The 8,446-nt window shown below is 64.7% G+C and carries 7 protein-coding genes; 4 read left to right on the plus strand and 3 right to left on the minus strand.

What is annotated here, in order from left to right:
- Window positions 1–85 precede the first annotated feature (85 nt).
- From PKE44_RS11365 to PKE44_RS11380, 4 genes are all read left to right on the plus strand, one after another.
- Entirely contained in the window at window positions 86–874 is a 789-nt protein-coding gene (locus tag PKE44_RS11365; RefSeq protein ID WP_324551177.1) for an enoyl-CoA hydratase-related protein, read from the plus strand.
- A gap of 14 nt (window positions 875–888) precedes the next feature.
- On the plus strand, window positions 889–1,893 hold the full coding sequence (locus PKE44_RS11370) for an acryloyl-CoA reductase (protein ID WP_324551179.1): 1,005 nt from the start codon (window positions 889–891) through the stop codon (window positions 1,891–1,893).
- A 137-nt stretch (window positions 1,894–2,030) separates the two neighbouring features.
- On the plus strand, window positions 2,031–3,356 hold the full coding sequence (locus PKE44_RS11375; RefSeq protein ID WP_324551181.1) for an ABC transporter substrate-binding protein: 1,326 nt from the start codon (window positions 2,031–2,033) through the stop codon (window positions 3,354–3,356).
- A gap of 70 nt (window positions 3,357–3,426) precedes the next feature.
- Window positions 3,427–4,665: an AMP-binding protein gene (locus PKE44_RS11380; RefSeq protein ID WP_324551183.1), complete on the plus strand. Its 1,239-nt coding sequence runs from the start codon at window positions 3,427–3,429 to the stop codon at window positions 4,663–4,665.
- Window positions 4,666–4,741: 76 nt separating this feature from the next.
- Here PKE44_RS11380 and PKE44_RS11385 read toward each other — a convergent pair whose 3' ends face one another.
- From PKE44_RS11385 to PKE44_RS11395, 3 genes are all read right to left on the minus strand, one after another.
- A complete protein-coding gene (locus PKE44_RS11385) occupies window positions 4,742–6,604 on the minus strand; it encodes a S8 family serine peptidase (RefSeq protein ID WP_324551186.1) in 1,863 nt (620 codons plus the stop codon).
- A complete protein-coding gene (locus tag PKE44_RS11390; protein WP_324551189.1) occupies window positions 6,579–7,070 on the minus strand; it encodes a hypothetical protein in 492 nt (163 codons plus the stop codon). Before PKE44_RS11390 ends, PKE44_RS11385 begins: the two co-directional genes overlap by 26 nt.
- A 216-nt stretch (window positions 7,071–7,286) precedes the next feature.
- Window positions 7,287–8,141: a hypothetical protein gene (locus tag PKE44_RS11395; RefSeq protein ID WP_324551191.1), complete on the minus strand. Its 855-nt coding sequence runs from the start codon at window positions 8,139–8,141 to the stop codon at window positions 7,287–7,289.
- Between the last annotated feature and the right edge of the window lie 305 nt (window positions 8,142–8,446).

Genomic DNA, 8,446 nt, shown 5'->3' on the forward strand with positions numbered 1-8,446 from the left:
CCGGGAGCGAGCGGATGCCTCGCCAGTGCGCACCCGATTTCAGCGTCTATGAATGTGGACTCCTGCCGTCACCGGAGTCCCCGCCATGGGCAGCTACGAAAACCTCCTGCTCGAATCGCCCGATCCGGGCATCCACGTGCTGACGCTGAACCGGCCGCGGGCGCTGAATGCGCTGAACCGCGCGACCATCGCCGAGCTGCATGCCGCCGTGCAGGCCATCGCTGCCGATGCCGAGGCGCGCGTGCTGCTCGTCACCGGCGCCGGGGGCCGGGCCTTCGTGGCCGGGGCCGACATCAAGGAGATGCAGGGTTACACGGCGATCGAGGCGCAGGCGTTCGCGCGGCGCACGATGGCGGTGCTGCGTGCCATCGAGACGCTGCCGGTGCCGGTGATCGCGGTCGTCGATGGCTATGCGCTCGGTGGCGGCAACGAACTGGCGATGAGCTGCGACTTCATCCTCGCCTCGGAGCGCGCGGTGTTCGGCCAGCCCGAGGTTTCGCTCGGCGTCACGGCCGGGTTCGGCGGCACGCAGCGGCTGACGCGGCTGGTTGGCCGGGCGCGGGCGCTGGAGCTGCTGCTGAGCGGCCGGCACGTCGATGCCGCCGAGGCGCTGCGCATCGGGCTGGTCAACCGGGTCTGCCCGGCCGCGACGCTGATGGACGAGGCCCTCGCGCTGGCGCGCAGCATCGCCGCGCAGGGGCCGGTCGCGGTGCGCCTGAGCAAGGAGGCCGTGCAACGCGGACAGGACCTTGATCTCGACAACGCCTGCCAGTTCGAGGCGCAGCTGTTCGGTCTCTGCTTCGCGACCGCCGACCAGAAGGAAGGCATGCAGGCCTTCATCGACAAGCGCACCGCGCAGTTCCTGAACCGCTGAGGGGCGTGATTGCCATGGTCTCCGATGCCGCGTTTGCGGCCCTGCGTGCCCACCGCGTCGACGGCCGCGTCGAATCGCGGCTCGAAACGCTCGCCCTCATCGATCTGAATCCCGGCGACGTGAGTGTGTGCGTCGCGTGGTCGAGCCTGAACTACAAGGATGCGCTGGCCTGCACCGGGGCCGGGCGCATCCAGAAGCGCTTTCCGCTGGTCGGCGGCATCGATCTCGCCGGTCACGTCGCGGCCTCGCGTGATCCGCGCTTTCGCGAAGGCGATGCGGTGCTCGTGATCGGCTGCGGGCTGGGCGAGGAGGCCGATGGTGGTTATGCCGGTTATGCGAATGTCTGCGGTGACTGGCTGGTGCCGCTGCCGGCGGGCCTGACGCTGCGCGAGGCGATGGCGATCGGCACGGCCGGCTTCACGGCCGCGCTCGGCATCGTGCGCCTCGAAGACAACGGCCAGTCGCCGGCGCACGGGCCGATGCTGGTCAGCGGCGCGACCGGCGGGGTCGGCAGCTTCGCGATCGATCTGCTCGCCGGTCTCGGTTACGAAGTGGCGGCGCTGACCGGCAAGCCGGATGAGCACGCCTACCTGCAGCAACTCGGTGCCACGCAGATCGTCGATCGCAGCACGCTCGATCCCGGCAGCCGGCCGCTGGAGACTGCACGCTGGGGCGGGGCGATCGACAACCTCGGCGGTACGACGCTGGCGTGGCTGACCCGGACGATCCGGCCGTTCGGCAACATCGCCTGCATCGGTCTGGCGCAGGATCACCGGCTGGAGACTTCCGTGATGCCGCTGATCCTGCGCGGCATCAGCCTGATCGGCATCAACTCCACGTATTGCCCGCCGGCCTGGCGGGCGCGGACCTGGGAGCGGCTGGCGGCGGACCTGAAACCGCAGCATCTGGCCTGCATCGTCACCGGTGAACTGACGCTGGAGGCATTGCCGGCGGCCTGCGCGGCGCTGCTCGGCGGGCGTGCGACCGGGCGCAGCGTCGTGCGCATCGGCGGCGGCTGAGCCGCTCGCAGGCATGCCGGCACGAACCTGAAACTTCGTTCATTTCAGACGATGCTGCGCATTGCACACTGCGGTAACCTCGCCGCAGCCGGCTGGAGCCAGCCGGCTGCTTTCAGGACGACGGGGAGGGGACCGACATGAAGTTCGCCGCAAGACTGCGCCTTGCGATCATCTGTGCGCTGAGCATCACCGCCCCGCTGCCGGCCCTGGCCGATGGCGAGCAGTTCATCCCGATCACGAGCTTTCGCGTCGGCCCGAACGCCGGCGTCGGCAGCGCCGTGTTCGGTGGTTTCATCGATTACCTGAACCTGATCAATGCCCGCGACGGCGGCGTCAACGGCGTGAAGCTCACGTATGCCGAGTGCGAGACCGAGTACAAGGTCGAGCGCACCGTCGAGTGCTACGAGGAACTGAAGAAGCGCGGCCCGAGCGGCGCGTCGATGTTCAACTTCGTCGCCACCGGGCCGGTGTACGCGCTGCTTGAGCGCGCCGCGGCCGATCACATTCCGCTGGTGTCGATCGGCTACGGCCGCTCGGATTCGGCCGACGGGCGCGTGTTTCCGTACCTGTTCCCGCTGATGACCACGTACTGGTCGCAGAGCACGGCCAAGATCCGCTTCATCGGCCAGCGCGAAGGCGGCATGGACAAGCTGCGCGGCAAGAAGATCGTCAACCTCTACCACGAGTCGGCCTACGGCAAGGAAACCCTGCCGATCCTCGAATCCCAGGCGCAGAAGTACGGCTTCACGCTGGTCAACATCCCGGTGCCGCCGCCCGGCGCCAGCCAGCAGGCGGAATGGACGCGGATCAAGCGCGAGAAGCCCGACTGGGTGATCCTGCGCGGCTTCGGCGTCATGAACCCGACCGCGCTGATCTTCGCGCAGCGCTTCGGCTTCCCGGCCGATCACATCGTCGGCGTCTGGTGGGCCGGTGCCGAGGAGGATGTCGTCCCGGCCGGGCAGACCGCCAAAGGCTACATTGCCGCGAGCCTGAACCCGCCCGGCGACAACTTTCCGGCCATCCAGCAGATCCGCTCGCTGCTCTATGCGAAGGGCCAGGGCAACATGAGCGATCCGGCACGCATCGGCAGCGTCTACTACAACCGCGGCATCGTGCACGGCGTGCTGAACGTCGAGGCGATCCGCGTCGCGCAGGGCAGGTTCGGCAAGAAGCCGCTGACCGGCGAACAGGTGCGCTGGGGCCTCGAACACCTGAACCTGACGCCGGAACGGCTGAAGGAGCTTGGCGTCGAGGGGCTGATGCCCTCGCTGAAGACCTCGTGCAGCGACCACGAAGGCCATGCGCCCGTGCGCTTCATGCAATGGGATGGCCGCACCTGGAACCTGATCTCGGACTTCATCGAGACCGACTCGTCGCTGGTGCTGCCGCTGGTGGCGCAGTCGGCGGCCGACTACGCCAGGGAAAAAGGCGTCACGCCGCGCGACTGCAGCAAGGACGACTGAAAAGCCCCGTCGGCCGGCACCCGCCGGCCTTGTCCCCTGCGCAGGGCCACCCTGCAAGACGTCCGAGTCCATGGCTGCCTTCTACGACGCCCTCGAAACCCGAAGTCCGGAAGCGCGTCTGGCCCGGCTCTACGATGCGCTGCCGGCCCAGGTCGATCGTGCCCGCGCGCATTCGCCGGCCTATGCACGCCTGCTCGGCAGCCTCGATCCGGCGCGCATCACCGATGGTGTGGCGCTGGCGACGCTGCCGGTGCTGCGCAAGAGCGAACTCGCGGCGCTGCAGCGCGAGGCGCCGCCGTTCGGCGGTCTGGCGACGCGCCCGACCGGGCTGATGGGCCGCGTGTTCCAGTCGCCCGGCCCGATCTACGAACCGGCGGCCCGTCGTCCGGATTACTGGCGGCTGGCGCGGGCGCTGTTCGCCGCCGGCTTTCGTGCCGGTGACCTGATCCACAACGCCTTTCCGTATCACTTCACGCCGACCGGCGCGATGGTCGATTCCGGCGCTGCCGCCCTCGGCTGCTGCGTGTTCCCGGCCGGCCCCGGCGATACCGAACTGCAGGTGCTTGCGATCGCCGACCTGCAGCCGAACGGCTACACCGGCGCGCCGGGCTTCCTGCTGACGCTGCTGGAGCGCGCCGCCGAACTCGGCACCCCGAGCGGATCGCTGCGCAAGGCGCTGGTCTCGGGCGAGCCGCTGACGGGTGGCTTGCGCGAGGCGCTGCGCGGCCACGGCGTCGCGGTGCGCCAGTGCTACGCGACCGCCGATCTCGGCCTGATCGCCTACGAGACCAGCGCCGAGGACGGGCTCGTCATCGACGAGCAGGTCATCGTCGAGATCGTGCGCCCCGGCACCGGCGAGCCGCTGCCGGACGGCGAGGTCGGCGAGGTGCTGGTGACGACGCTGAACCCGGACTATCCGCTGATCCGCTTCGCAACCGGCGACCTGTCCTCGGTCCTGCCCGGCTACAGCGCCTGCGGCCGCAGCAACCGCCGGCTGCGCGGCTGGCTCGGCCGCGCCGACCAGACCACCAAGGTCAACGGCCTGTTCGTGCATCCGGGCCAGATCGCCGAGGTGCTGAAACGCTTCCCGGATCTCGGTCGCGGCCGGCTATCGGTCGGCCGGGTCGGGCGGGCGGATGCGATGTGGCTGCGCTGCGAACTCTCCGGCCCGCCGGCGCCGGGCCTCGCCGAACGCGTCGCCGGGGTACTGCGCGACATCACGCGCCTGCACGGCGTGGTCGAGTTCGTCGCGCCGGGGAGCCTGCCGAACGACGGCCGGCTGATCGACGACGTGCGCGAGCACGGCTGAACGGCAAGTCTGAACGAATTCGCCCGCAGCGGTGATGAAGCCGTTGCGGGCGATGCGGTGGGGACCCGGGCCGGGGTTACTGGCCGTTCTGCTTCATGATGTCGAGGATTGGCTGTAATACGCGCTTGCCATCACGGCCCGTGCCGGTGGCAGATCCAGTCTGCGGAGGTGGATTTCCAGCACCTGCCGCCGGTGGTGTGCCGCTACCGGCCAGTTCGATGCGCCCGGCATAAATGTGTCCATAGCCAAACTGATTGTTCGGTCGGCCTTCGCCCATCGGTTGGGCATATTCGATGATGCGACGGATCAGGTCATCGCGACTGATGTCTGGCTGCATCTGCTTCAGCAGTGCGGAATAGCCGGATACGTGCGGGCAGGCTGCTGAGGTGCCAGGAAATCGTTCTTCACCGGTTGATTGGTAGGCAAGCGACAAGGTCTTGTCAGGGGCTGAAATTTCAGGCTTCAAACGGCCATCGTCGGTTGGTCCTTGGGAACTGTAGTCTTCCAGTTGCTGGTTTGTGACATCGACTGCTCCGACTGCAAATGCCATTCTGGCAGTGGCAGGACTTCCGATGCTGCCCTCGGCGCGCGTCGGGTCCATTAATCCATTGCTCACGGTCACATGAATTTTTACCTGTCGATCGACTTTGCGTGGCCATAATATTAGAAAATAATCCTTGCCTTTTTCTGGTTTTTTTACTACCAGAATTTCCAAGGGTTCACCGCGGCCGCGTTGAGGATTAGTAGAAGCAGCTACTTTGATCGGTTTCTTGTTGTCGTCGAAACGATAAATTTCTGCGTCGATATCGATGCTGGCAGTTGGCTTTTCTGGATTTGGTCCCCAGTCGTCCCAATTAATAACAACCATCATCGGTGTCTGGCTGCCTTTAAGATGTATGGCAGGATAATTCGGGTCATCCTGGGTTGGAATGTCGATCATATTGTCGTGATTACTGTCGACGGCCATGCCCATCCAATGTTCTGTAGCTTTGTTTCCGGCAGAGTTTACCCATAACAATCGGTTTCCGGAGTCCTTGACGATCTTGTCGATGTATCGACTCAGGACATCTGTTCCGTTCACGGGGCCGCCGTGACCGCCTCCGGAAAAACTAATGATATTAACTCCTTGTTGAACTAGCCAAGCTGCGGCCTGCATGATCTGATCATTTCTTCCATCAATGCTGGCCAAATATAATTCAGCGTCGGGGGCCATGGAGTGTATGATTTCGGCACATGCGGTTCCATGAATTTCATCATTTTCAATGTTTCTTTTCTGGTTAAATGCGCGAGTCGCCTTCGGTTGTGGCAAGACACCTGCTTTGACAAGCTTTTGGTAGTTCTGGAAACCCCAGTCGATGATGCCAACCTTGACGCCTTTTCCGGTGATGCCAGAGGCATGCAAACGTTCGACGCCAGTGATTTTGCCGCCTTCGCCCGGGGATCGGTTCGTCGCAGTCGGGAAGTAAAGGGTTTGGGGTTTGGCATAATCCAGCGATGAAATCTGCTCGAGTCCAGCAATTGAACGTGCCGGAATCATTGCGAATACGGTATGATCAAAAGTGATTGTAACTTCGCCACCCATTTCCCGGACTGACCGGGACAGGGCATCCATCTCGAAAGGATTGCTGGCGGCGAGCGTGACGGCTACTCGGTCATCTTCATAGGAAATTCCGAGTGACTTTGCGGTTTCCTGCAGATTGGTTGAAAACAGAGGGCCCTTACTGACAGCCTCGTTGAACTCCAGCAGAGTTGGTGAAATCTTCTGCAAAGATGAAGATTTCCATTCTTTCTGCGATGGCATTTCTGGAATGGGCAGGTTGCGCAGGCTCAGCAGGCGAGCGGACAGGGCATCGCCTGCTTGCACCGCACCGCTGATCAGCAATAATGCGAGACCTAATCCGTGCAGGCAGCGGTCAGCGAGGCTTTTGCAGGCGGCCATGGGTAACTCCTTGCTTTGCAAGACCATCCGGAGTGGATCCAGTCGGAGCGGCAATCGGTGAAGTGCTTGGTACGCTCACCTTGATCGTCCAGACTTCGGCTTGCATGGTGTAACTGCGCAGTGCCGGAATTGGCACCCAGCCGTACAGGGTATTTTCGAAACTGGTTTCGCTGCGCCCACCGGCTTTTCTCAGTGCCGCATCGAGCGCGGGAACGACCGCGGACGAGGTTGCGGTGATGTCCACCTTGACCGAGACGCCTTCGTGCAGGATGCCTTCGGCTTCCAGGGCTTTCAGCCGTTTGCCGAGCGCTTTTGCCGGACCGGTTTCGTGGAGTTGCAGTAACTCGATGAGTTTGCCGTCGAGTTTGTCCTCGACGGGCACGGTTGCCGGTGGCGGTGGCGGATCACTGGCGCAGGCTGCCAGCCACGTACAGGCCAGCAGAACGGGCAGCAGGGGGCGGGTCATCGGTCGGCCTCCGCGGTGACGGTACGTGTCTGTCTTGGACGGACAGACACGACCGGCCCGACACCCGGGCCGACAAAAAATCCTCAAGCGTTGAGGTGCCGGTGGGTAACAGCCGTGTCTCGTGGCTTCGTTGCGTGAAAACTTTCGAACCGCAAGAGGATGGCGGCGAGTCAGCGTGGTCGCTGCTGACCGGGTCAGGGCTGGTGACGGCGCCAGTCAGCGCAGCAGGCTGATCTGCCTGGACGCCGCATTGCAGCGTGCCGAAACATCGGCACCGGCCTGCAGGCTGCTGGCAACCGAGGCTGCGAAGCCGGTCGGCTGCAATGCCTGCAGTTGCTTGGCCAGATCGTCGGCGACTGTCAGGAAGGAGGCCGGCAATACCGGTGGATTCGGAGCGGCATCGCGACAGGCCAGAACGGCCAGCCCGCTCCAGCGTCCGGCACTGCGTAGCAGCGCGAGCCTTTCGCTACAGCCGGCAGCGGCATCCGGAGCGCAGGAAGCACGGGATTCTTCCGGCAGGCCGGCGAGCCAGGTCTGCCACTGCGCCGACTCCTGCGTGCGCGGCTGCAGTACCGATCGCACGCCACTCGCAAACGCTGCCTGATCGGCATCCACCATCTGCAATAAAGACTTTGCGCTGGCCGGTGGAGCGAAGCGGACGGGCGTGTTCAGGCTGGCTGCAAACGAATCGAGCGATTCATCCACAGTCGGCGTATCGCGTGGCAGCACGGTCAGCAGGACCGTCGCGGCCAGAGCCGCGGGCACCAGTGTCAGCGCCGCCGTGCGCACGGGCGAACGACGCCGTCCGGCGAGCGGGATGATCTTGGTGGCTGATGTCACCGATGCCGGTGGCGGCAGCGAAGACCAGAGCGCATGTCCTTCGGGTGAGCGAGCCACCCATGCCTGTACGGCATCGGCTTGTGCCCCTGCAAGCTTGCCGTCGTACCAGGCAGCGATGTCGGTATCACTCGGGCGGGGCGGCGCAGGAGCCTCATCGAGCGCCAGCGCCAGCAAGGCTTCGAAGCGGGCCTTGCGATCGTCGGGGTCGAGGTCGGGTCTCTGATCGGTCATGTTGGTATTCCGGTCGCGGAGCAGGTCCGCGGGGGGGCCTGCATATTCGCATAGACGGACAGGGAACCCATTTCAGACTGCCTATCAATGATCGATACGGCCTTGTTCTGCTGGAGCGTGTCCGCATGAGGGGCGGGCCGTTGCGGCAGTACAGACGATGAACGTCGGGCCGTACTCCAGGAGATGGCAAATGTCAGGGGCATGAAGACCAGCGGACAAGCCGGTCGATCACCCGGCTTCGTCCCTGAGCATGGCGAGGATGTCGTCCGCCCCGAGGCCGACCGATTCCAGCAGTAGCCGCAGGC

Origin of the sequence: Plasticicumulans sp., from assembly GCF_035331805.1 — a bacterium.
Lineage (GTDB): Bacteria > Pseudomonadota > Gammaproteobacteria > Competibacterales > Competibacteraceae > Plasticicumulans.

Bases quoted from the DNA above. Each gene is read 5' to 3' on its own strand.
- PKE44_RS11395 (WP_324551191.1), bottom strand. From the start codon at position 8,141: ATGACCGATCAGAGACCCGACCTCGACCCCGACGATCGCAAGGCCCGC.
- PKE44_RS11385 (WP_324551186.1), bottom strand. From the start codon at position 6,604: ATGGCCGCCTGCAAAAGCCTCGCTGACCGCTGCCTGCACGGATTAGGT.
- PKE44_RS11365 (WP_324551177.1), top strand. From the start codon at position 86: ATGGGCAGCTACGAAAACCTCCTGCTCGAATCGCCCGATCCGGGCATC.
- PKE44_RS11390 (WP_324551189.1), bottom strand. From the start codon at position 7,070: ATGACCCGCCCCCTGCTGCCCGTTCTGCTGGCCTGTACGTGGCTGGCA.
- PKE44_RS11370 (WP_324551179.1), top strand. From the start codon at position 889: ATGGTCTCCGATGCCGCGTTTGCGGCCCTGCGTGCCCACCGCGTCGAC.
- PKE44_RS11380 (WP_324551183.1), top strand. From the start codon at position 3,427: ATGGCTGCCTTCTACGACGCCCTCGAAACCCGAAGTCCGGAAGCGCGT.
- PKE44_RS11375 (WP_324551181.1), top strand. From the start codon at position 2,031: ATGAAGTTCGCCGCAAGACTGCGCCTTGCGATCATCTGTGCGCTGAGC.